This is a genomic window from Lysinibacillus sp. FSL R7-0073 (genome assembly GCF_038009065.1).
Lineage (GTDB): Bacteria > Bacillota > Bacilli > Bacillales_A > Planococcaceae > Lysinibacillus > Lysinibacillus fusiformis.
In genome coordinates this window covers 2,301,749-2,325,635 of the sequence record NZ_JBBPAS010000001.1, presented here as the reverse complement: position 1 = coordinate 2,325,635, position 23,887 = coordinate 2,301,749, and the positions used below count along the sequence as shown (strand labels likewise).

Annotated in this window: 19 protein-coding genes and 1 other annotated feature; of the genes, 6 read left to right on the top strand and 13 right to left on the bottom strand. The window is 37.7% G+C overall.

Annotated features, from left to right (window positions below):
* Positions 1 to 170: 170 nt before the first annotated feature.
* Positions 171 to 965, top strand: a complete 795-nt coding sequence (locus MKY88_RS11485; RefSeq protein ID WP_258270100.1) for an enoyl-CoA hydratase/isomerase family protein — start codon at positions 171 to 173, stop codon at positions 963 to 965.
* A 46-nt stretch (positions 966 to 1,011) separates the two neighbouring features.
* Here the strand turns inward: MKY88_RS11485 and MKY88_RS11480 are convergent, their stop codons facing one another.
* Positions 1,012 to 1,827 carry an ATP-binding protein gene (locus MKY88_RS11480; protein WP_340813663.1) on the bottom strand — a complete coding sequence of 272 codons (816 nt, stop codon included), beginning with the start codon at positions 1,825 to 1,827 and terminating at the stop codon, positions 1,012 to 1,014.
* A gap of 282 nt (positions 1,828 to 2,109) precedes the next feature.
* Between MKY88_RS11480 and MKY88_RS11475 the strand changes: the two genes are divergently transcribed.
* The gene (locus tag MKY88_RS11475) at positions 2,110 to 3,285 is read left to right on the top strand and encodes an aminotransferase class I/II-fold pyridoxal phosphate-dependent enzyme (protein ID WP_069481341.1); all 1,176 of its coding nucleotides are present in this window, start codon (positions 2,110 to 2,112) and stop codon (positions 3,283 to 3,285) included.
* Positions 3,286 to 3,328: 43 nt separating this feature from the next.
* On the opposite strand, the gene MKY88_RS11470 is transcribed toward MKY88_RS11475, so the two are convergent.
* The 3 genes from MKY88_RS11470 to MKY88_RS11460 form a co-directional block, all read right to left on the bottom strand.
* Positions 3,329 to 3,694, bottom strand: coding sequence for a cupin domain-containing protein (locus tag MKY88_RS11470; RefSeq protein ID WP_193831943.1), 366 nt, complete (start codon positions 3,692 to 3,694; stop codon positions 3,329 to 3,331).
* Positions 3,695 to 3,769: 75 nt separating this feature from the next.
* On the bottom strand, positions 3,770 to 4,969 hold the full coding sequence (locus tag MKY88_RS11465; protein ID WP_144789099.1) for an AI-2E family transporter: 1,200 nt from the start codon (positions 4,967 to 4,969) through the stop codon (positions 3,770 to 3,772).
* 64 nt (positions 4,970 to 5,033) lie between these two features.
* On the bottom strand, positions 5,034 to 5,984 hold the full coding sequence (locus MKY88_RS11460; protein WP_193831941.1) for an LCP family protein: 951 nt from the start codon (positions 5,982 to 5,984) through the stop codon (positions 5,034 to 5,036).
* 177 nt (positions 5,985 to 6,161) lie between these two features.
* Between MKY88_RS11460 and msrA the strand changes: the two genes are divergently transcribed.
* Positions 6,162 to 6,683: a peptide-methionine (S)-S-oxide reductase MsrA gene (gene msrA, locus MKY88_RS11455; RefSeq protein ID WP_258270098.1), complete on the top strand. Its 522-nt coding sequence runs from the start codon at positions 6,162 to 6,164 to the stop codon at positions 6,681 to 6,683.
* 64 nt (positions 6,684 to 6,747) lie between these two features.
* On the opposite strand, the gene recQ is transcribed toward msrA, so the two are convergent.
* The 5 genes from recQ to MKY88_RS11430 all read right to left on the bottom strand — a co-directional run bounded on the left by recQ (position 6,748) and on the right by MKY88_RS11430 (position 15,187).
* The gene (gene recQ, locus MKY88_RS11450) at positions 6,748 to 8,520 is read right to left on the bottom strand and encodes a DNA helicase RecQ (protein ID WP_340813661.1); all 1,773 of its coding nucleotides are present in this window, start codon (positions 8,518 to 8,520) and stop codon (positions 6,748 to 6,750) included.
* A 7-nt stretch (positions 8,521 to 8,527) separates the two neighbouring features.
* Positions 8,528 to 9,586, bottom strand: a complete 1,059-nt coding sequence (locus tag MKY88_RS11445) for a hypothetical protein (RefSeq protein ID WP_340813660.1) — start codon at positions 9,584 to 9,586, stop codon at positions 8,528 to 8,530.
* A 297-nt stretch (positions 9,587 to 9,883) separates the two neighbouring features.
* The gene (locus tag MKY88_RS11440) at positions 9,884 to 11,059 is read right to left on the bottom strand and encodes an MFS transporter (protein ID WP_340813659.1); all 1,176 of its coding nucleotides are present in this window, start codon (positions 11,057 to 11,059) and stop codon (positions 9,884 to 9,886) included.
* Between the two features lie 109 nt (positions 11,060 to 11,168).
* The gene (gene argS / locus MKY88_RS11435) at positions 11,169 to 12,842 is read right to left on the bottom strand and encodes an arginine--tRNA ligase (protein WP_340813658.1); all 1,674 of its coding nucleotides are present in this window, start codon (positions 12,840 to 12,842) and stop codon (positions 11,169 to 11,171) included.
* A gap of 45 nt (positions 12,843 to 12,887) precedes the next feature.
* Positions 12,888 to 13,107 (bottom strand) — a binding site (T-box leader).
* A 193-nt stretch (positions 13,108 to 13,300) separates the two neighbouring features.
* Entirely contained in the window at positions 13,301 to 15,187 is a 1,887-nt protein-coding gene (locus MKY88_RS11430) for an FAD-dependent oxidoreductase (RefSeq protein WP_340813657.1), read from the bottom strand.
* Positions 15,188 to 15,791: 604 nt separating this feature from the next.
* On the opposite strand from MKY88_RS11430, the gene MKY88_RS11425 reads away from it, so the two are divergent.
* Complete coding sequence (locus MKY88_RS11425) at positions 15,792 to 15,992, top strand: hypothetical protein (protein WP_340813656.1); 201 nt, start codon at positions 15,792 to 15,794, stop codon at positions 15,990 to 15,992.
* Positions 15,993 to 16,144: 152 nt separating this feature from the next.
* Here the strand turns inward: MKY88_RS11425 and MKY88_RS11420 are convergent, their stop codons facing one another.
* Entirely contained in the window at positions 16,145 to 17,293 is a 1,149-nt protein-coding gene (locus tag MKY88_RS11420; RefSeq protein WP_340813655.1) for a copper amine oxidase N-terminal domain-containing protein, read from the bottom strand.
* 174 nt (positions 17,294 to 17,467) lie between these two features.
* Here MKY88_RS11420 and MKY88_RS11415 point away from each other — a divergent pair, with 174 nt between their 5' ends.
* Positions 17,468 to 17,932 (top strand): DUF2691 family protein, encoded by a 465-nt coding sequence (locus tag MKY88_RS11415; RefSeq protein WP_069481332.1) that lies wholly within the window; start codon positions 17,468 to 17,470, stop codon positions 17,930 to 17,932.
* 275 nt (positions 17,933 to 18,207) lie between these two features.
* Here the strand turns inward: MKY88_RS11415 and MKY88_RS11410 are convergent, their stop codons facing one another.
* Positions 18,208 to 19,641 (bottom strand): methyl-accepting chemotaxis protein, encoded by a 1,434-nt coding sequence (locus MKY88_RS11410; protein WP_445669181.1) that lies wholly within the window; start codon positions 19,639 to 19,641, stop codon positions 18,208 to 18,210.
* A 689-nt stretch (positions 19,642 to 20,330) separates the two neighbouring features.
* Here MKY88_RS11410 and MKY88_RS11405 point away from each other — a divergent pair.
* Positions 20,331 to 21,254 carry a GNAT family N-acetyltransferase gene (locus tag MKY88_RS11405; protein WP_340813653.1) on the top strand — a complete coding sequence of 308 codons (924 nt, stop codon included), beginning with the start codon at positions 20,331 to 20,333 and terminating at the stop codon, positions 21,252 to 21,254.
* Between the two features lie 667 nt (positions 21,255 to 21,921).
* On the opposite strand, the gene MKY88_RS11400 is transcribed toward MKY88_RS11405, so the two are convergent.
* Together MKY88_RS11400 and MKY88_RS11395 are read right to left on the bottom strand one after the other, a co-directional pair.
* Positions 21,922 to 23,103: a macrolide family glycosyltransferase gene (locus MKY88_RS11400; protein WP_328200886.1), complete on the bottom strand. Its 1,182-nt coding sequence runs from the start codon at positions 23,101 to 23,103 to the stop codon at positions 21,922 to 21,924.
* Positions 23,100 to 23,537 (bottom strand): helix-turn-helix domain-containing protein, encoded by a 438-nt coding sequence (locus MKY88_RS11395; RefSeq protein WP_340813652.1) that lies wholly within the window; start codon positions 23,535 to 23,537, stop codon positions 23,100 to 23,102. The genes MKY88_RS11400 and MKY88_RS11395 overlap by 4 nt, the downstream gene beginning before the upstream one ends.
* Between the last annotated feature and the right edge of the window lie 350 nt (positions 23,538 to 23,887).

Genomic DNA, 23,887 nt, shown 5'->3' with positions numbered 1-23,887 from the left:
TTGCTTTCTTACAATAGTAAATTCCGTTCCTCTGTTGTAGAACAATTGCTATTTATTCCACCTATTTTGTATAACAACGCAATTTTATATGAAAATTCGTATAATTTCGTGTTTATCGTTCATTGTGCTATATAATAAAGATATAGAAAATATGTAGGGGGCTCTCTAAAATGCAAGTAAAGACGACTCGACTGGAAGCAGAAGACGCAAAAATTATTTATCAAGAAACTGCTGGGCTAGCAATTATTACAATCCATCGACCACAAGCGAAAAATGCATTAACCGCAAATATGTGGGACCAATTAGCAAAAATTGCCCTACAAGTATTAGATAATCCCAAAAATAAAGTCCTTATTTTACGAGGCTCAGGACAAAATTTCACTGCTGGCTCTGACATTAAAGAATTTAATGCCATCTCTCTCGACAAGGCTGAAGAGGCGTTTATACATATGGAAAAAACCATTTCCACTATTGAGCGCTTGCCGATTCCTACGATTGGTGTGATTAATGGTCCTGCAATGGGGGCTGGGTTGGAATTAGCGTTAGCCTGCGATATCCGTATTGGCTCCGATAAAGCCAAACTCGGCATTCCTGTTGGTAAATTGGGGATCACATTAAATAATAAATTTGCACAGCGTTTAGTACAGCTTGTTGGCCCTGCTACAACGAAGGATTTAGTGTTTACAGGAAGAATGTTTAAAGCAGAGGAAGCTTATAAGCTTGGGATGCTCAATTATCTTGTAGCAGAGAAGGATTTAAATAAATACATGATCCGCATGGGTAAGCTTGTGGCGAGGATGTCTCCTGAATCCTTACTGGCAGTAAAGCAATCTGTCCAAGAATGTCTGGATAGTGTTCCAGCCTTATGGCAAGGCTCCACGCCATTTGTCGGTAATGATTTTGAAGAAGGTTGCCGAGCATTCGTTGAAAAACGCCAGCCACAGTTTACGCGTCAACCTAAATAAAAAACAGGTACTCTTCTCGCCCAATAGCGACGGGAGTACCTGTTTTTTATGACTTTTTCTTTTGTATTCCGGATTTGGCATGAACATGGATAGCATCTAATTCATAGCCAAAATGCTCATAAAATTCCGTCTGCACTGCTTGTTGTAAGTTATATAAACGTTCTGCCAACGGATAATCAATCGGTAACCTTACCTGTAGGGACAATATAGCTTGGACCTGTTCACCTAGCACAAATTGGACTTGCTCCACCTTTTGCACGAAATCTTGTTGTTGACAGCAATACGTAAGTAGCTGGACATACACATGATTACTAATCTCAATATATTCCCGTTGAAAATCAGGACGAACAATGGTTGTTTCCCCAATCTTTTCACGTTTTGTTGAAAAAATCTCCATTCCCTTTAGCACCAGTCGCTTAAAAAAGTTTTGCTCAACTTGTCGATAAGGGATCGGCATGACATGCTTCCCTTGCGTTTGACGTATAAAACGAGCTTTTTGGATGTCCTTAAAGGAACGAACATCTCCCACATCATAATAATGCTCGATAGCCCCTAGCTCCAGCTGCTTTGCAATACTATTCGTCATTTTCGTTGACGTCCCAATAAGTAAAATAGACTCCACTCTATGGCTTGCTAGCGCTTTCTTGACGGCCTCACGGTGCTCCTGATCCGTAAAAATGGCACGCCTTACAGCGGTAATTGTATTTTTTTCAAATTTGGCAGAAACTCCTGCGACTCTCACGCCATTGACAATGAGTAATCCATCATCGATAATCGCCTGTGCGCCTATTTTATGGGCAAAAGACAGAGCACTAGTGCTTTTCCCTGTGCCACTTGGTCCACTTAACGAATATACCTTCAAGGCCCTCACCCCCTCTTATGCTAATGATAGCAGTTAGATCCATCAATTCGCACCAATAATTCAGACTGAAAACTATATAGTAAGTATAATACAACTTCTACATTTACGGAATTTACAGTAGGTTTTCCCAGCATTAGGCATTCCATTTTCGCTAGCCTATGCGCACATCCTCTACATTATATAAATATTTTCTTTTTTCAGAATATCTGTCCCTTTCTGTGCTTTAGTATGATAAAATGTGAACTACTATTCTGTTATACAACTACAAGGAGTGTACTAGTCTTGAAAATCGTACCATCTAAAAAAATGTCATTATTTACACCAGCAATTTTCGGAGATTTGAAAAATTTTGCGAGAGAGCAGCAAGCAAAGGGCATGACCCTGATTGACTTAAGCTTAGGAAGCCCAGATCTTCCCCCACATGCCAAAATTCGTGAACATCTATCTTTTCGAGCAGGTTTAGCTGAATCATATGGCTATACACTTACAGGCACACAGCGTTTTTATGAGGCAGTCAGTCGCTACTATAAGCGCCGTAGCAATGTTGATTTAGATCCCACTACTGAAATTATTCAAACGATTGGCTCTCAAGAAGGCTTAGTGCATCTTCCAATGGCCTTTTGTGATCCAGGAGACATCGTGCTTTCCACAAACCCAGCTTACGTTGCGTATGACGCAGGCATTCACTTAGCTGGTGCAACACCCTATTACATGCCTCAGACAGCTGACAACAACTATCTACCTGACTTAGACGCTGTTCCGGAAGATATTGCCCAAAAAGCAAAGCTATTAATTTTAAACTTACCAGGAAATCCAGTACCAGCGATGCCATCCTTAGCATATTTTGAAAAAGTGATTGCTTTTGCTAAAAAATATAACATCATCGTTTTGCATGATGCAGCCTATTCTGAGTTTTATTTTACGGGCGATGGACCGATTAGCTTCCTTGCTACACCGGGTGCAAAAGAAGTTGGGATGGAAATTAACTCCCTTTCCAAAAGCTTTAGTCTGGCAGGAACCCGTATTGCCTATATCGCAGGAAATGCTGAAATGATCGCGATCATAAAGCAACTAAAATCGAATTTAGATTTTGGTATTTTTGAGCCTATTCAAGATGCAGCTGTCGTTGCCCTTGATCACGCTGAAGAAATTACGGCAAGCTTACGTGCTACCTTCTCTAAGCGTCATCAAACACTGATGAATGGCTTACAGGCACTAGGTTGGGACGCAGCGCCTTCCAATGGCGGGATGTTTGTTTGGGCAAAATACCCATATGATATGGACTGCACAGAACTTGCCTTTAAATTGATTGAGCAGGTTGGCATAGTTACGGTTCCAGGTACTGTATTTGGAACAGCAGGACAAGGTTATCTGCGCTTAGCACTCGTGCAACCAGCGGAAATCCTTCAGAAAGCTGTTGATCGTTTAGCGCAAATACAAGTACTACAAGAAAACTAACATAGAAAACCCTTCTAGCAACATGCTAGAAGGGTTTTCTTAACTATATCCAAACATCATTTTCAGCAGTAAGCGTAGAATTTTCCTCCCCTGTATTCACTACACCAGCAGGCTCTACAAGCAAAATTTTACACTCGGCAGCGGCATAAGGTTTGTGTTCGACTTGGCGTGGTACAACAAACATTTCACCCTCCTTTAATCTCACTTCTCCATCACGGAATTCGATGAGGAGCTCTCCTTCAATAACAATAAACACTTCATCTGTATCATCATGTTTATGCCAGACGAAATCTCCCATTACTTTAACAAGTTTGAATTGATATTCATTCATTTCGGCAATTACCTTTGGTGACCAGTGCTCTTGGAATTTCGCTAATTTTTCTTGAAAATTAATCGGTATGTATGTCATTCCCTTTTCCCCCATCCTTCATCTCCTATTAAAAATACAGCTACTGTCAATCGGCAGTAGCTGTTTCTTCTTTACTTATACATCATATTTTTGATGAACGTCGTCCTCGTAACGGTTATAGCGCTGTTTAAATAGCTTAAATAGATGCGTCACAAGCACTTTAAAAATTGCATATCCAGGAATCCCTAAAATGACACCAGGGACACCGAATAGTGAGCCTGCCGTTAATAATACAAAGATAATTGTAATCGGGTGAATACTGAGCGATTTCCCCATAATTTGAGGTGAAATGAATTTTCCCTCGATTAACTGCACGATCGTCCATACAATCGCTAGCTTAATCAGCATCAATGGTGATGTGACAAGGGCGATAATAACGGCTGGTGTGATGGCAATGACAGGGCCTAAATAAGGCACTACACTTGTAATCATTGCAAGGAAGCCGAGCAATAAAGCATATTTCATACCAATAATTAAGAAGCCAATCGTTACCATTGCACCAATACACATTGATACTAAAATTTGCCCTTGTATGTAAGAACTAATTTGCTTGTCCATATCATGGAAAATTTCAGTCACTTCTTTACGCATACGCGGTGGGCAAACTTTCAGCATAAATTTCGGTAACTTTTCGCCCTCTTTCAGTAAATAAAACAAGATGAATGGTACTGTTACAAGCGATAGAACAATGCCTGTTAATGTTGATAGGAAGCCCGTAATACCGGATGCTACACCTTGTGCTATATTTGCAGCTGTATCCTTCACAGTTTTCACCATATCTGTAGTAAAGTTTTGAACCACTTCATTGTAGTCAAAATTAATTTTATCTAAATAATCGTTAAAACGTGAATGATTAAAGAATGCAACAAATTTTTCCGTAAACTTCATAAAATACTCTGGGAATTCCTGCACTAGGTTCGTGAATTGATCACGTAAAAACGGATAAACCAACACAACGAGCAGTGTTATGACACCAACGACCGCAATGTAGAGAATTAAAATACCCCAAATTCTCGGGATACGCCATCTAACCAAAATCGCCAGCAATGGGCGTAATAAATAGTAGCCAATGACGGCTAGTACCCCTGGTAAAATGACTACTTCAAATAATACTTGAAGCGGGGTAAAGATAAAGGAAACTTGATTAAACATAAAAATAACACATGCAACTAATAATAAAATAACCAGCGTAAATAATAGGTTTCTACCACCTAAGAAACGAATAAACTTGGTTGCTAACAGGTTTGAACGCTCTTTTGGTCTTTCTTTTTCCATATATCCACCCCAATCAAAAAGCTCTACCTTTATATTACAGGATAATGTTGGATTTTGCTAAACATCACTCCAGTGAAATGCCTAAAAAATCACTTAAAAAGGCCTTATTTTGTTCTACATCTATAACGATTGAATCGCCGGCATGACTAAAGTTTTGGAATTGATAGCTACCTTCAATTGGAATCGTTGCTTTTTCAATGTTTACCTTGCCCTTAGATAACAATTTCAGCACTTGTTGCATTTCTTCAGCAGAAGAATAATCCGTTGTAATATAGCCTTGTGCTGCCCCTACGAATTTTGGTAAATGCAATACATTCGCAGGTGTTATAAGTTCATTTTTTAAAGCCTCGATGACCTTTTGCTGACGTGCTACACGACCGAAATCACCTTCCGCATCATGACGGAATCGTGCATAGCCTAGTAACTCCTGTCCATTTAAGTGATGAACACCTTGCTTTAACTCTACCCCAATATTTTCAGACATATCCTTCTCAACATCCATCTCTACACCATTAGGCGCTAAAATATCCACCAACGATTCAAAATTTTTAAAATCAATAAGGGCATAATGGTGAATCGGTAAGCCGAACATATTTGTCAATGTATCCTTCAGCAGCTGTACACCATCTAAGTAATACGCTGTATTAAGTTTATAGGATTGATAGCCAGGGATATCCGCATAAATATCACGCATAAAGGATACGAGTTTAATATCGTTGTTTGATTTATTCCAAGATAATACCATCATCGTATCTGTTCGAGATTTCTCCTCGCCACGTGTATCGACACCGAGGATTAAGTAATTTTCAATATCGCCTTTTAACGTATCGCCAGAAAAATCCTCCTGCTCGACTTGTGTTTGATTGGCAAGCTTTAGTCCACTGCGGTACTGCATGATAGAGTAACCTGCCACTACCATGATACAGAGTAATAATAATGTAAAAATTGCTCTCCCTTTACGAAGCTTTCGTTTTGTAGGGCGTTGTGAGCGTCTTGTATAATCTTGCTCTTCCATAATGACTAACTCCTCTATTTTTTTATAGTTAATGTAACGATTGATTAGCCGGAAAGTTTCATTTAGCTGATAGAGGAAGTCCCATCTTCATCTATCTTATTGTTATTTTACACCCAAATGCTCAATTTTTTCGCCAAACAATGCTATAATATTTTCACAAAAGAAAGGAAGATGTACATGATAGAAAAAGCTACATTTGCTGGCGGTTGTTTTTGGTGCATGGTTAAGCCATTCGTTGAGTGGGATGGTATACATAAAGTAACATCTGGTTATATGGGCGGTCATTTAGAAAACCCAACATATGAAGATGTTAAGAAAGGGACTTCTGGCCATTTAGAAGTCGTCGAAATTGAATTCGATTCAGCCATTTTTAGCTATGAACAACTGCTAGACATTTATTGGATGCAAATCGATCCCACTGATGCTTTTGGGCAGTTTCATGACCGTGGTGAGTCCTATTCAACAGCCATCTTTACTTACACGGATGAACAAAAGCAAATCGCCGAGGCCTCAAAAGAAAAGCTTGCCACTAGTGGACGCTTCGATAAACCTATTGTAACCAAAATTCGTGATGCTGAACGCTTCTATCCAGCGGAAGACTATCACCAAGATTACTATAAAAAAGAAGCTGATCACTATAAGCAAGACCGTGCTATTTCCGGCCGTGATGAGTTTATAACTAAGCATTGGGATAAATAAACAAACGGAGGTGCCTCAATTTTTCATTGAGACACCTCTTTTTTGTAAAAACACATGCATAATTTTAGATGGGTGTTTCTAAAAACGATTGTAGCGCCTCAAAGAAACGCTTGCCGTATTTATCAAATTTCACTTCACCGATGCCGCTTATCTGGCGTAAATCATCCAGTATTGCGGGCTTCTTGTCACATAAATCACGCAATGTTTTATCCGAAAATACTACAAATGGTGGAACTTTCTCTTCATCTGCAATTTCTTTTCGCAACACACGTAAATGTTCAAATAAAGGATCATTATCAGCCAGTTTTTTAACCGTAACAGCTTCTTTCCGCATGACCTTTCGTTGTCCAAGTAAAACTTCTTTGCCATCGGCTGACACATAAATAGTCGGATACGTGCCGTGCTTAACTGCTAATAAGCCTTCAGCAATTAAAAACTCAATAAAGTTCGAGACATCTTTAGACGAATAATGCCCTTTCAAAATGCCATAGGTCGATAAACGTGCAAACCCAAATTCATTCATTTTTTGATTTTTGGAGCCGATTAGTACTTGTGCCACCATCGTCTTGCCGAATTTTTGGCCCATTCGTACAACACAGGCGAGTACCTTCTGTGCATCCTCCGTCACATTCATTACCGTACGGCCATCGTTACAATTATTGCAGCGGCCACAAGGCTCCTCTTGTACTTCACCAAAATACGCTAAAATCGCATTTTGTAAGCAGCCCTCTGTATGGCAATAATCGACCATTGTTTGGAGCTTCGCTAATTCCTGGGGTATTCGTGCCTCATCTTGTGATTGATCAATGAGAAAACGTTGGGTTTGAACATCGCCGGAGGCATACAGTAGTATGCAAGCACTTGGAAGACCATCTCGACCAGCTCGCCCTGCTTCTTGATAATAGCTCTCCATGTTACGGGGCATCTGATAGTGCAATACAAAGCGCACATTACTTTTATCGATCCCCATACCAAAGGCATTGGTAGCCACCATAATGCGTGCCTCATCTTTTAAAAATCGCTCCTGCTCAGACATCCGTAGATCTTCTGATAGCCCAGCGTGGTATTTGGCTACCGCTTCACCCGACCGACTAAGCATGTCATAAATTGCGTCTACCGCTTTTCGTGTGGCGGCGTAAATAATACCGACTTCCTGTTTATTTTTCTGTAAGTAATTTTTAATATAACGTTCTTTATTTTCACCAATTAACACTGAAAGGGCCAAATTATCACGTGTGAAGCCTGTCATCACTGTTGCATCTTCATCAATGGTTAATAATTGCCGTATATCCTCACAAACAGCAGGTGTCGCAGTGGCGGTAAGCGCTAAAACAGTTGGCTTCTGCTGCCATAGTGTAAAAAGTTTTTGAATGGAGCGATAACTTGGTCGAAAATCATGGCCCCATTGAGAAATACAGTGTGCTTCATCCACCGCAATTAATGGGACGGATAAATAGGACAATGCTTGAAGGAAGGAAGCACTTTCAAGTCTTTCAGGTGCAATATATAGTAGTTTTAAATAACCAGCACTAGCTAGCTGCATCGTTTCATTCACTTCTTGTGCTGTTAATGTACTATTTATATAGGCAGCAGGAATATTGGCTGCTCGTAAAGCTTCCACCTGATCTTGCATTAAAGAAATAAGGGGCGATATGACGATTGTGAGCCCCTCAAGCATTAACGCTGGAATCTGATAGCAAATAGATTTCCCTCCACCTGTTGGCATCACACAAAGGCTTGATTGTCCATGTAAAGTTTGTTCAATAATTTGGGCTTGTCCTTGCCGGAAGGCTTCATAGCCAAAATGATGCTGTAGCATTTGTCTTGCTTGCTCCATGCAAAGTTCACTCCTCGGTAGTAAGACGAAGTAGCTTGTACTCGCCCTGTTCATTTTTCATAATTTCATAAAGCATGATGGAATGGGCAAGTGCCTCCTGCCCAGCTGCATTGGTCAATACATACTCCGTTTTAGCACGTACCCGAAGATGCTGATCCACTATTCGAATATCTTGAATATCTGTGTTCGAGAAATGAATCTTCGCCTGTTTGGAGGCATAGTAGGCAACCATGCCTGTCAAAGTGTCTTGCAAATCTTCTGATCCTACAATCGGCTCCATAACACTTGCATCTTGAATAGTTACAGCTCCTTTTAAATGCTTATGGAATGTATCTAAAAAAAGATTGATTTCATCTATATTATACGCAAATATATTTTCACCATATTGGTCGATGGCTTGCTGTACGGCTTCTTGATCACCCTGTTCAATATAAGAATATAAATTTTTTGATTGGGATAGGCGTACACTCGGCTTCATGCCTTCCTTTAACCATTTCTGCATAAACGGTTGAATTTCCTTAATCGGCAATATGTATGGTTGTGCTTCACCTTGCTGCTGACGGTTAAAATAAAGACCGACAATTGCTCCGTTTTCCGCCTCCAACACGGGGCTTCCCAAAGGTAGCTTTTCCTGTGTATCAATGTAATAGGCAGCTATTTTATCTTCGTATTTTTGAATCGTATAGGGTAAGCCATTCACGTAAACTGATAGCTGATCGAGCTCCCCCTCATACATTTTTGGCACTTGCACACTCGCTTTATAAGTCACCTGCAAAAGTGCAACATTATGAGCTGTTGACATAAAATGAACATTTGCTGCCTTTAGCTTATTCTGACCAATTTGCACTAGGGCAGTTGGCTTTGAGGCTACTAGTGCGCCATTTGTTAAAATATAAAGCTCATCATCCTTTTGCTGAATAATAATGCCTGCACCAACTCCATGCTCACCTATCACCTTGACCTCAGGCACTATTTTTTCTTCTTGCTTGGCCACAGTGTTTGTTGGAATCTCTGCTTTTTCTGCTTGAAACCATCCTGCACCTATTTGACTGTCACAACTTGTCATTAGTATTGTAGCCGCTCCTAAAACGAGCATCTTTTTATACATACCTTCACCAAAACTTTCTTTTCAACTATCTCTCTTATCTATCATAATCAAGGACTTAGGATGTTTCAAGTTTACATAATATAATTATTCGAATTTAACTAGTAGTAAAATAGAGCAATCGCTTTAGTTCTATTCCATTCTACCTATTAAAATTTATGGATTCTTTGATTTGCTGTGAAAATGGATGGATTTTAGGCATTCAAAATATTTTTGACAAAAAAAAGACATGCGTTATAAATGGCATGTCTTCTTGAATTAATTTTTTCGCAATAGCCCTGTTGTCGCGATTATTCCAAGCATTAATGCTAGGAAAATGACGTACGTCCATGTATGGTTACCTGTCATGTCATAGCAAACGCCAATCAAAACAGGAATGATTGCACTTAGCATAAAGCCGCCTGAAAATACCATCGATGACCAGCTGTTGGCCTCCTGATCATTTCTAGCTTCATCGAGCGGTAACAGCAAGCCGATCGGAAATAGCCCACTTAGAACAATCCCGATTATAAATACGGCCAGCCACAAATAAATACCTGATAAAAGCCATAATAATGTAAAGCCTATCAGCCCTAAACAGCCTAATGCCACTGCCCAAGCTAATCGATTAGTCCATTTCTCCATAAGCATCGGCACAGCAATATTACCAATCATTTGTACAATGGACATCAACGTCAGCATCATACTCGCTTCCTTAAGCGTCATACCTTTGTCCTGTAAAAGAGGTGTAAGCCACGACATCATAGAGAAAAACAGTGAGGTTTGTAAGCCAAAATACAATAAAATTGACCAAGCACGTACAGTTACCCAAGGATTACGTGCCGGTTCATTTTTAGCCAATTCTCCACCCTCTGCCCCTTGTTCTTTCGGGATTGCCCAGCTCCATAGAATAAGGGCGATTATAGCCAGTAAGGCCCACATACCCAGTGCAACTGTCCACTGATTATCAAAATACTGATAAAAGCTCACAGTCAATGCTGCACTTAATGTCGCACCAACGCCGATGCCAAATGAATAAATACCAATAACAATCGTAAAGCGTTGAGGGAATTTTTTCTTAATAAATGCATTTAATATAGGCCCAATCATCGCAATAGCCAAGCCTGCCGCAAAACTGGTAACAACTAATAAAAGATAGCTTTCTTCGAAAAAGCGTAGCCCATTTGCGAAGATGAGTATAACCATTAACAGCACGATTGCTAATTTTGTTCCAAGCTTACGCTGAAATGGTACAGCAATAGGAGCAAATAAACCCATGCAAAAAACAGGGATGGATGTGAGAAAGCTCATACTCGTATTGGAAACCTGTAAGCTTGTCATGAGGACATTAAAAAGTGGCCCAATTCCCGTTACTGCGGGTCTCATATTCAATGCCACAAAAAATATACTCATTACGACTAAAATCAGTGAAACGGTCCATTGTTTTTTATCCATTTGATTTAATCCTCTCTGCTGCCAGTCAATGGAAGAGTTTTTCTTTTATTCTTCTATCCTTTTACCATGTATTCAATAAATGGTCAATGATGCTCTAAGTGACCGTTCACTACATATTTTCTGGCGACTCAATGCCCAATAAAGCTAATGACTCTTTTAACACAATTGCTACACAATAACAGAGCGCTAGACGTGAATCTTGCTGGGCATCATCGGCTAATATTTTTTGATGAGCATAATATTTATTTAATAAACGTGCTAGCTGTAACGCATATTTTGCAATAATGGATGGGTCTGCCTGATTAAAAGCGGTGTCCACCACTTTCGGAAATTGTTCCAATAATAAAATGATTGGCCAAGCCTGTTGCCCTAATGGAGCAAATGTCTTCATTTGAGAGGGCACATCGCCTTTTGCCAAGATTGAGCAAATACGAGCATAGGTATACTGTACATAAGGCCCAGTTTCCCCTTCAAAATTCATCATTTGCTCGATGGAGAATTCAATATCGTTTAAACGATGATATTTTAGGTCATTAAAGATAACCGCTCCAACTCCTACTTGCTGTGCTACTCGCTCTTTCTGCTGCAAATGAGGGTTTTTGTCTTCTATATTGCGCTTAGCTGTCGCAATCGCCTCGGCTAACACATCAGCTAATAACACCACTTTTCCTTTACGTGTGGACATTTTCTTACCATCTTTAAGCATCATCCCAAACGGTACATGCTGTAAATCTTTTGCCCAGCCGTACCCCATTTTTTCGATCACCTGAAATAATTGTTTAAAATGGAGCGTTTGTTCATTGCCAACTACGTAGAAAACTTTGTTCGGTTGATACTGTTGTTGTCGGTAAAAGGCAGCAGCTAAATCACGAGTTGCATAAAGTGTGGCGCCATCTGTTTTTGTTATTAAACAAGGAGGCATTCCCTCCATCTCTACTACAAAGGCACCATCAGATTCGATTAGAAGCCCTTTGTTTTGTAGCTCTGTCACAACCTCTGTCATTTTATCATTGTAAAAGGCTTCTCCTGTATATTCATCAAAATTGATACCTAGCAGCTGATAAATAGTCTGAAATTCATTTAACGATACATCGCGGAACCATTGCCACAATGCTAACGCCTCTGAATCACCATCTTCTAATGCTTTAAACGCGGAGCGTGCCATTTCATTTAATGTAGGATCTTGTTCGGCCATTGTATGAAATTTAACATAGATCTTTAATAATTCCTCAATAGGGGATGCTGTAATGGCTTCCTTATCACCCCATTTTTGATATGCAACGATAAGCTTGCCAAATTGGGTGCCCCAGTCCCCTAAATGATTAATACGAATAGCCTGGTAACCATTTTTCACGGCAATATTTGCCAAGGCATTCCCAATGACGGTTGAACGTAAATGCCCCATAGAGAACGGTTTAGCAATATTGGGCGAAGAAAAGTCGAGGACAACGCTTCCCATTTCGGTTTGATTCGTACCAAAATTTTGTTGTTCCTGCATAATAAGGCCCAACACTTGTTGCGTTACTTTTTCTTGATTTAAATAGATGTTGACATAGCCACCAACAGATTGCACCTGATGGATCATCTCATTTTGCAATTGGTTCGCTATTTCCGCTGCAATTTGTTGAGGTGGCTTCTTCCATATTTTAGCCAAGGTGAAGCATGGAAATGCCACATCGCCAACTTCTAAACTTTTTGGTTTTTCTAGTAATTGTTCCACGTCTTGAGCTGTTAGCTGATGCTTTAAAATTTCAGCAATATTGTTTGCAATTTGTTTATTCATATATAGTCTCCTCCCTTTTCAATAAAAAAAGCCCCCGCCTCTATAATTAGAGACGAGAGCATAGTAATCCCGTGGTACCACTCTAGTTGCCATTCATAATGACCACTTTCCATTGTTAACGAGGTGACGCCCCGCTATTCTCTACTAGTAGTTCGAGAACCTTCTCCAAAGTGCGCTTCATTCATGGATTCTGTATTAGGCTCACACCATCCCTAACTCGCTTTCCAGTTGTCCCATCAATTACTCTCTTTTTCATCGAATTTTTCTATGATTTTGACATATTTTACAGGAGTCTTCTCTTGGCGTCAACATTTTTTGTATTAAATAATCATTGTCATCACTTCAGGGAGTCTAGAATATCTTGCCTGGTCAGCAACAACGTTGGCACTGATTGCATCTGCATTCACCTTCATGAGTTACAGACGGCATACAAACGATCCAAATAAAAAAAACGCTCCTCATTTAGAGGAACGTTCTTTTTCTATATAATGAATGACATCTGCCATGATGGCATACATCTCTTTTAACTTCAGTTGCTTATTGTCTTTCACTTTTTTCGCTACTTTTTCAGTAACAATTTCTTTTTCAATTAAGCTTTCCCAGCTTGTTCCAGTTGATTCATTGATAAGCACATCTGCCAAATATTGCGCCAGCTCATCTCGCGTAATAGCTTCATCACCCGTGCTATATACCTTATTAATGACAATCTCCAGCTCATCTTTCTTATCGGCTGTACTCTCTCCGCCGGCACGAATCATACTTTCTTTAAACATTTTAGCAAACTTAATTTTCGTTGCTTTACTGTCGACCTTTAAATCATTATCATAACCACCCACTACAAGTCCATAGTTAATTAACGATTGAATGGCTTCATCATACCATTTGCCCTGATAAGGATAGTCCACAGAAAATGAATCGATGTAGGCACCTTGTTTATCCAACTGCTCTCTTAACGTAGCTATTAATTTTTTATCCTTGCTCATTTCTCTAAAAGTAACATCTTGTTGAAGAGCCAGTGCTGCCGCTGTCCCTGCCGCTTCCCCAGTCACCATACCAGTCGGAACAATTCGGGCACTTCCCGCTGCTAAAGATGAATAACCTGCAGAACGTCCTACAACAAGTAAACCATCAATATCCTTTGGTACTAGAGATCGGAAAGGAATCGCATATTGCTTTGGTGCAGAAATGACATAGCCATAATCATGTGGTGTTTGAGCCTGCACATCTACCGGATAAGAGGCAATGCCAATGCTATCCCAATGATCACGATTTTGCCAAATATCGGACATTGGTAATTGATATTCCGCCCAGATATGTCTAGTTTCTCGTACATAAAGCTCTTCTGGGAAGCTGACGATTTCTGCTTTTTCAAATCCAGGGAAGTTTTCCTGTAAATATTTAAGTACATGCAATGTTTCTTTTTTACCTGCAGCAATGGCCGCCTGTTTCGAATTATCATTTAAGCCATCAATCCCGAAAATTTGTAAGGCATTAATAAAATATTCATCATCCACTCGCGCTAAATTTAACCCTCTTAATCTTGTACCTTCTTGTAAAGGTTTATATTCATCATGAAGCTTTGTAAAGCCCCACATAACGGTATGATTCAAGTTAGCCCCGCCAAATACATCTGACTTGGCCGCTTTTTTTACTTGATCCCAATCAACATTTTTCAAGTGAAGCATTAATGTTACAGCCATGCGCTTATCCTTTATCCCTATATCTTCACCACCAACGAAGAAAGGAACTTTAGACATCGTAGCAAAATCCGCATCCTGTGTAGCATCTATGAATGATTTTCCATTTACGACATATGTACCGTATTCATTTTTTAGCTCAACAGACGTTAGTTGGTGTTGTTGAAGATTCGCTTTGACAACTTCCGTTTGCACCGACAATGTTAAATTGGGTTCCTCATCAATCAGCTTTTTAAATGCTGCTTTAGCTCCGACGATACCAAAAGCATCATTGCCTCGAACAAGCTCATGCCATTCTTTAAAAATACCTTCACTGATGGAATTATTATGACCATCACGTGGAATATCTAGGAAATTCAACATCCCATATGTAAATAATCCACCCAATTCTTCACGTTTTTCTACTAATAATGTTTTAGCCCCATTACGTGCTGAAGCAACCGCAGCAGCGACACCCTCAGGCTCACCACCTATGACAATTACATCATATTCAGACTCTATATTGTTAATTGGTACTGGCTTTTTATACTCATCCACTAATTTATTGTATGCCATAGAGTTTGTTATTTCTTTGATAAAATAGTAGCTTCCAAACCCAAGTAAAACTACTAAGATAGAAGTGGCTGTCCATAATAAGCCCTTACCCATAATATACCTCCGATTGTTAATATTTCCAATAACATGTTTATTTTATCATCATTTCCATCTCTTAAAAGAGCTGAATGTCCTATTTGTTTCATTGCCGAATATTGTTTGACATATCATTTACTACCGTATTTTTCCTATAAAATTAGCGCAAAGGATACGTGTATTCCATCATATAGAGAGTTGGGATATTTTTTTCCGATTTTCAGGCAAGGTTCGTTTCGTCACTTACATTAGGCAGTCAAAACGGGGATGTGCTTGTGGGCATAATTAGATGATCTGGATAAATTATACCTGATAAAAAAACAGTCAGAATCATTTTAGTCTATATTTTTGTCAATAAGCAACTAAAACCCCTGTGGTAAATGATGTAAATTTACTATTCTTTTTCAAAAATAGTTAATACACTACTATGTAGACGCATCAACTTCAAATAAAGTTACAAGAAAAAAGATATTTTTCAATAATCTTTCATGGGTTAATTTCTTCCGTCCCTTCAGCATCGATTTACCATTTCACTTCCAACTCAAAATTTGTTATGTTATGTTTTTTATTAAGAAAGAATTTTCAACTACTTGAACTTAGAAATAATAAATGAGGTGCTTGTATGGATCGATTTGAAGTTACTTTTAAAAATAAAGCTGTGCGAATCTGGTTTTACACTGTATTCCCTGCAATTATATTAGCTATTATCTCTATTATTCTTTTGAATAATGAGCAAAATAAATATGTTTCATTAGGTTTGTCACTTGTTGTAATCTTATATTATATTTGGTTTGTTTTTTATACTAAAAAGAAACGTAAATAATAGAACATTTACGTGTCGGAAAGTAAAATCAAACAAATGGCAATGCCCCATTCCAATCATTACGAACAGAGTAAGCAAAAATTGACTGGCTCAAGTTCCGTACAATACAGAACCTAAACCAGCCAATTCGCTGTATCATGAATACGCAAACTTTAAGGGTATATTACCTCATGATTATGCCCCTTTACGTCTACCCTGTAATTTCCAAAAGTTTTTTTTCTATCTTCTGAGCTTAAATGGCCAAACCTATTATACCCAAAAATATAGATGCCATTATCATTTATTTTCCAGTTATATGAATTGCCTATAGTATCAAAACCATAGTAAAACCCTGGTTTACCTAAATAATCAGTAACCCATTGCCCATTTGTTCGTGTTGCATATTTTAAATTACTTGTTTCATGAGCATTTACAATACCACGCTCATATCTTGTTAGATAATAGACATTATACTCATAAGGTTTTACAGCTTTAATCGGTGCTTTTTCTACGGCTACTCTTGAAATGGATTGTCCATCCACATAATATAAAATAAATTCTCTTGTAGTGTTATAAGCGTAGTCCATATAAAAATTGCCCATATCTGTTTTAATCCAAATATCCCCTAATTTAACTATATTTTTATCCTCAACAAATTCCTCATAAACAAATGGTTCAAAATCAGAAAAATAATTGCTATAGAATAATTGGCCTTTTTCTTGGATCACTGCCATAAAACGATCGCTATAGACAATTGATTTCCCCTGAAATAGCCATTCACAAATGCGGACAAGTTTAAGATTTTCAAGCTCCGCTGCCTTTACATCCCTAATAATAATCAAACTATAAGGTTGTAGGTTTTCATTTTTTAAGTAAACTACTTTCTTATCAAAAGCCTCCCCTATATATCTTAAAGGTATATACGTAGAATTATGATGAAGGTTAGCCGCAACGTCCATTTGAATAGAGTGGCCATTCACATCAATAGCCTTGTTTCCGATTTTCAAGGTTATTATTTTATCAGAATTTTTAATAGTTATAGTATTGTTTTTAGCATTGAAATCGACTTTTGCGCCAAACCCTTCAGAAATAAAGCGAAGTGGCACTAAGGTTCTTCCATCTTTGATAAGTGGCTGTACTGCAGAAACCATATTACCATTGACAAATGCCTTTGAGCTTTCAGGCGACATAATGATACTGTTATGAAGATCATTGTCTGTAATATCATTATAATGTTCACTAAGATTTGCTGCCTGTGCAGTTTGACTAAATGGCAACATCCATAAACAAATGACTACTGTTATGATAATTTTTATCCTCATTTTATACTCCCCAATACGTTTTGCATATTTTCAATTTACCTCTACGTTCGCATTTTCCAATATAAGCTAAATTATACACTTTTCTATTGAGAGTTGCCCAGTAAATTACATTTTGTAATTGATAGATTTTTTTGTTTTATAATAAAATTAGTAGTTCGAAGAAAGGATGTTAAAATGCGAGGTATTTCTTTCGAGATTAATAATGAGTATGGCAAGTTTTTATCTGATATTTTTTCAAATATCATTGATCCTTCTTGGTATTGGTCAGTAGGTCCTGGAGAGTCTTACAAAATAGAAAAAGGAACACTTGGTTCAGATTTATTCCCCCACAGTGTTAGTTTAAATGGTCCATCATTCTTAGAATATATTTCAACTAATGAATATTATTTAATATTTACGGATCTAAAGGCTTTTCCTAATATGGAAGAGGTAATGGAAATTAAAAGTTATGACGATTTTTTAAAGAGCACTTGTGAACTTGCACTTTTAATTATAGATTCATGTTATGTCTCCATTTTTTCAAAAGATGAGTCAATTACTCATAAACTTTTCGAACGTGCAAAAAGTTTTCATTACACTAATATTAACTATATCACTAACGAAAATGATACGCGTACAAGTTTGACAGTATGGGGATAACTAATTGATTACTAAAAAAACTATGTTGCCAAAAATCACAACATAGTTTTTTTATTTTAAAATTGTGCTGGATAAACACCAGATCTTGGAATAGGATTACTCCAATTCCAATCATGAATATGAGGGAAATTATATAAAGCCTTTTAATAATCACTTATTTAGCCTTACAACTTTAGTCTTTGTTTTATTTACTAGCATTGCATCTTTTGGATTTGTAACCTGAAGAGTTGCATCCATTTCCGAGTAAAAATTAATCATATAAATACTCTTTAATTTTATTGTTGCTTTGAAAATTCCACCAAATCCTGTGACATTGTACCAATTTCATCTGCCGAGGCATTCAATTGTTCTGTAAGAGCCGCCTGCATTTGCGCAAGCTCACTAATTTTATCCATATAGTCAATAATTGTATCAATAGAAACCTTTATTTGCATTAAACTTGATTCAATATTACCTGTTGCCTTAGCCGAATTAACTGCTAATTTTCTTACCTCTTCAGCTACTACACCAAAACCTTTTCCTTGTTCTCCTGCACGTGCGGCTTCTATTGCAGCATTTAACCCTAATAAATTTGTCTGATCTGCTATCTCTCGAATAAAATGTGATATAATCTGTGTTTCATCTGCTACCCCTTTCGCATCATTGGCAGCTTCTGTTGTTTTTTCCTGTGTGTTCGCCAGTTCCTGTGCCTGCATAGTAATAGAATTAATGCCTACAACCATTTGATTAATAGAAGCTGATAATTCCTCCATACGTGTCATAGTTTCTTGCACATTTTGCTCTTTCATTTTTTCATGTGTAATATCTCGAATAGTTCCTGCCACTCGCAAAGGAGCTCCCTCACTATCACGAAGCGTTGTACCGTTTGCATGAAACCAGCGATATTCACCTGATTTTAATTGAAGGCGATAATCTACTTGAAATGGTGTACGCCCAGAAAAATCTAATAAATGTGCACTAAACGCATCTAATGCAAGCTGCTTGTCCTCTGGATGCAAGCGATCACTCCAAGAGCTCATAATATTTGGAAAATCGTGTTCATCCTTGAAGCCTAATGTTCTTCGAAATTGTTCACTCCACCAAAAGGAATTTTGTGGATTTAATGGATCACCTTGATCTACAATCATATCCCATGGCGCTTCTACTAGAGCTTTATTGATTAAATCATAACGTGTTACATATCCCTGTAATTTTTCCAAGTTTATTTTTTTATCATGAATATTCATCATCATACCAATTATTTGATACTGATCATCTTCAAGATGAGAAGCCATCCCTGTAGTCTGTATCCAGCGCTCTTGACCGTCACGACAGCATATCAAATGCTCCATATTAAAACGAGTTTGTGTTTCTAAACTCTCCTCTAGCATCTTTTTAAAATCAGAACGATGCGCCGCCACTGTAATTATCTTCAAAAAATCTTGAAAACTGTCTTTAACAGCATAACTCTCGAATCCTAAGAGCTCTTTTAATTCTGTCGAAGCTGTAAAAACATTGTTTGGATCATCCAAGCGCCCGTTCAATACTTGTAATTCCCAAAGACCAATTTCATTACTTTTCAATACATTACCCAATTTTTTCTGCAATTGATCTTCAGATTCTTTCCGAAGCCTATTTACTTGATTTAAATTATGTACTAACTGTTTTAATTCCTCATCATTTGTTGAAGCTAAAGTATACTCATAATCATATTGACCCTGTTTAGCCATTTGCAATTGAGCCTCACTCAACTTAATAAGATCGCCAATTGTTATGTTCCGTTCTTTTTTTAAAAACATTCTTAGTTCCCCTTCAATATTGTATAGATTACATGACTAATTCAAGAATCATTTGTTATAAAACTAGAATCATATTTCGTGTTTTTCTCATTATAACCGAAAAAATAGTTAAAAAGCACTCGAAAAATTATATATTTTTTAGATGCACTATATACCTTATATAACGGCTACCTCATTTACTTTAAGAACTATATATTTTTTTGAATCTGTATCCAAATACTCGAATTACTAGTGAATCCCCAGGAATTATATGATAAAAAGAGATCCTTTGATTACTTCTTTCGGGCTATCCAACGCGAAACAAAGAAATCTTTTTAAATACATAATAAATCGATGCTATATTCATAAATTTTAATTGAATTTGTCACTGAAGTTTTATTAATAGAATAGAATTAGTGTGTTATCGAAATTCGATTATATACTTGTTGAAAAAAATTAATATAGAGATAAAAATATGTAGATACAAGTATTAAAGTGTGTTATTTAAAATGGTAATAATAGTCAAAAGAGGAGTTTACTGCGAGAAAACGAATGTTAGCAAAGGGCAAATTTATCAAGGGGAAAACGCATAGCTAGCCCTCTAAACTGCGGAACCCCCTACTATTGAGAGGGGTATTATTTTGAGCCAATCACCAACAGAATTTTTCATTCGTAACTTTGAACATGGAGATATGCCTTTACTTGGTGAGTTGTACCAATCAGTAACAGCAAAAGACAACGCGACATTTTGGTGGGTCGGGGACGAAGATAATTGGAGTAACGTTTATTGCGCATTTGAAGATGGGAAAATGGTCGCTAAGGGGCAAGTTAGCATCATTAATGTTGTCCCTCCTGGTCGTTCAAAAGAGAACAATCACTCTATATATATTAATCTGAAAACCATTTCTGAAAGAGAACAGGACATTACTCTGCTTGACAAAGTCTATCAATATCTTTTAACAAGAGCAAAGCAATTAAAGGTAACTTTACCTCAAGAATATGGAACAATACTTTGTGTTGGTAACGATTCGAAAGAAACAGCAAACAATCAGTTTTTTATCCAAAAAGGATATCTCCCTCTGAATAGTTTGTATAGCATGAATCGAGATTTGACTGAACCTGTTCTTGAGTTAAAACTTCAGGAGGAGTTTCAATTCTCACACTGGAGCATGGAGACATCTAGCGAGGAAAGAGATTACCTTGATATTGAAGCTGAAATTTGGCCAGATGCTCCACTTGGTCTTAATAGGTTGTCTGAATACAAAAATAACAAGCTATGGACATCCATGGTCATACGTCAAATAGACACTATTATTGGCGGACTAATGACATGGCAGGAAGAAGACTACGGTGTAATTGAGGACGTTTTTGTCCGTGAACCATGGAGAAAGCGTGGAATTGCAAAGTTTACGCTTACACAGGCTTTGAAATATCTTAAGTCTCATAAGCTACAAAAAGCTACTCTCATGGTACTAACGACAAATAAATCAGCCTTATCTCTATACGAATCGGTTGGCTTTTATACGGATAAAGAAGAGATAAGATACTTCACAAAACTCAATTAGGTAACAAAAAGAGGGGTGGGCTGCCCCTTGAACTGACCCCTTCGGGTTAGACAAAACAAAAAAGCATCTTCAATTGAATTTAGGGTAATGTATCCTAATATCAATTGGAGGTGCTTATTTTTATGGGAACGAGAGTGAGTTATCCGCAAGAAGTAAAATTAAAAGCAGTTGAAATGAAGTTACAAGGTATTCCTACAAAGGTGATATTAATACCATGTGATGTTTTTTAGCTCACTAGTAACGGACAGAAGCCAATTCATTAAACCAAACCTGATGTGCGTATTGAGCTATTTCCCACTATGCTTCTTTACGAAGGCAAGCGTTTTCTCAGGTGTGTGTTCAATACGGTGCTTACCTACAGACTGAAAACTCGCACCAGTATATTGAGTAAATTAATGGTCTGTTTCACCGTTGATTTAGCAGAGTCTTTTACTTCTATGATATTATCTCGAATATCATTGGTTAGCCCAGTTACTTTGTCATCCAATTTTTGTTTGGAGATTACAGAATATAAAATTCCCACAGCATCGTCTTGGAACCTTTCGTTAAAGTACGTTATTCTATAATCTGGCCCTTTAGATGAAGAAAGACGCATTCCTTAATAAAGAAATGCTCCTGCTTCTTGAAGTTTTGTTCACCATATAAACTTTTGCAGAATACAAAGCCGTTAGGATTTCTCTCCAATTTTACGCAGGATCACATTAGCTGCTTCTACTGCACCACCAGCTTTCCTAAAGCTTTCTGACAGTTTCTGCGCTTCTTCCTGGTATACTCGATTTGTAAGTACTTCAGCTACCGCTGTTGCTAAATACTTTGGAGTTTTTCTATTAAGTTTTAATCCTGCACCGAGCTGGGCAACTCGGTCAGCTACCATTCTTTGTTCGCTATGTTGCGGAAATAAAACCATTGGAACTCCAAAATATAGACTTTCATTCGTACTATTCATCCCGCAGTGGGTAATAAATACATCGGCTTTCTGTAATACCGAGATCTGATCCACAGCGTTTTTCACTATGAAATTTTCTGGTACGCTATCAAGAGACGAAATCTCAGTTTTTTCTCCGACTGACATCACAACATCATAGTCTGTCTTCCCAAATGCTTTGAGACAGTTTTGGTAAAAATCCTGATTCTGATTTAGTATAGTTCCAAGAGAGATGTAGATTACTTTTCTAACTCTTTTATCATTCTGTATCGGTATAGACTGCTTTATGGATGGTCCAACAAAGGCATAGCGCTCAGAAAAGGTATCCGCCATTGGCTGAAATTCTTTCGAAGTGTAAACAATGGTGTCCGTTTCATTATCATTTTGAACTAACGATACAAAATTCTCTACTCGATAACCATGATCATTTAATAGTTTAATTTTTCTGTTAATCCTTCGCATGCCTAGAATCATTCTCCAGACTTCCATGAAACTCCGCTCCATTAGTTTTGCTGTATACTGATTAAAGGCAAACGAAGTAGTCGAACAAATATATGGAATTCCTAGTTTCTCAGCAAATAATTTTCCCCAAATACATAAAGAGTCAGATACAATGCAGTCTGGCTGAATATCCCTTAATTCTTTACACACCTTTTTATCCAAAGCAATCGTTATATCCGCTGCCATTTCAATTAATGCTGCAAAATCTTTGCCAACCTTACGGTCCAATTCTATATGTGTAACTTTAGGTAAGAATTCATCACAAGCCATAAAAAAAGCACCCGTGTCTTCTATTTTGTCCTGAAATTCTAAAAAGGAATAATACCAAACTTGATGACCTTTCTTTATTAATTCGGTTACTACCGGAATAGTGGGGTTGGTGTGACCATGTGCGGGTAACGAAAAAAAGATGATTTTACTCATTCAATCTCATCCTTCGATTCCGCATTTCGAATCATCTCTGCAAATTCTAGGAATGCGTCACTTTTTAAGACAGCGATTCCTTTTGTCGCATCCTCTCCCAAAACAACCAGTTTATCACCTGCATGAATCTGATACATTTCACGTGCATGTTTTGGAATTACAATCTGTCCGCGTTCTCCTACCTTCACAACACCAAAGAACTGCTTCCCTTTAGGACCGATTCGGTTTGCTTCTTCTTCATTCATATTTTGGGATAATTGATCTATGGTTACTTGAAAAATATCACCGAGCATTTTGAATTTGTGAATATCTGGTATAGCCTCCCCGTTTTCCCACTTCGCTATGGTCTGCCGTGATACGTTTACCTTTTCAGCCAATTGTTCTTGACTTAGTTTATGCCTTTTACGCAAAACACGAATATTCATACCAATCATGTTTTTCATCTCCTTTTATTTTTATAATATAGAGGATTTAAGGAGATATCTATCAACAGTTCATAACATTTCTTGTTAAATATTGTGGCAAATATCCATACGCAAGAAAGATATCAAATCCATATTTGATGCTTATTCCATGATCTGACCCGTTTGTGGTAAAAAAAAATCCTGCTTATCAACACAGGATTTTTACTTATTATTAACGTCGTGACTTTATTTCAAATCTACATCCAATTCTAATTGCCTTTTAATTGAGTAAACAGTGTTCCTAGAAAGACCTGTTTCTTGGTGAATATTCATTACTGAACATTTCGTGTTAATAAATGTTTCCCTGTGGCAAAAAATTA